Here is a 1,015-nt window from a genome sequence, read left to right on the forward strand (position 1 = left end):
ACCTGTATTATTTTTCGCCGCAACCATCACACCCGCCACCATTGTCGCGTGGTTGGAGACCACATTCGGCAAGGTGCCATTGGTTTGTTGAGTCTGCAACCAGGCTTTGTCGACATTCGCCGCAAGGTCGGGGTGATTGACATCAAATATTTCAGGCGCGGTGGCAAACTTACCGCCCGGCTCGAACTGACCAATGCGTACGCCCTTGCCGGTGTAGTCCTTCCAGACCGGCAGAATGTTGGCATCGCTCAGATACCATTGTTGAGCAGCTAATGGATCGAGCGGGACTTCCGGGGTCAATAATGTCGCAACGGCGCGCATCGGCGCGGTTTCCCCACTGCTCAGATCGACTACCGATGCTGACGGATTCCCGGCTGCGTCAGTTACCCCATATTTAAAGCTAATGACACCGGTGTAATCTGCATCCGGCGTAAACAAGACATCGCCCTGAGCTGTGAGGCTGACCGTACCGCCTATCGCATCCCCAACATTGGCAATGCGCAGGGCACCCTGACTGTTAAGATGTTGATCGTTAGCCAACAGGCTTTCTGCGGCAATCAGATGTGGCTGAGTACGATCAAAAACCTTGCCGTCCTTGTCGTGAGTGAGGACATCCTCGACAGGCATCGCATTGGGTGTTTGTAAATCAACCGCCGAAATATCTGAAAAATTGAGTTTTTGGATATTTTTCAGCGTAACCGTGCCGTCACGCCCGGCGACCTTATCGGCCACCACATACCCACTGTCGGTACGGGTAATTTGATAATCGCCGTGGTTACCGTGCAGGCTGACGATGTTAACCCCCCCGTCCCCATCAATCGTAGCATTGCCGTGACCCACTTCGATCACGTCGTCACCAAAGCCGCCAAAAATCTTATCATCGCCGCCACCGGCGTGAATGATGCTGCCGCCTTCGGAAGCATAGATTGTGTCGCCCTGAGGACCGGCATAGATAACCGACTTGCCACTGCCACCAATGATAGTGTTGTGCCCGCTGCCGCCGACTAAGACATCG

The 1,015-nt window shown here is 54.2% G+C and carries 1 protein-coding gene; it reads right to left on the minus strand.

The window, feature by feature from the left end:
• Positions 1–1,015, minus strand: a 1,015-nt coding sequence (locus tag SLS51_RS23025) for a cadherin-like domain-containing protein (protein ID WP_323840811.1), incomplete at both ends; no start/stop codon positions are given.

This window comes from Photorhabdus africana, assembly GCF_035181445.1.
In the GTDB taxonomy this organism is placed as follows: Bacteria; Pseudomonadota; Gammaproteobacteria; order Enterobacterales; family Enterobacteriaceae; genus Photorhabdus; species Photorhabdus laumondii.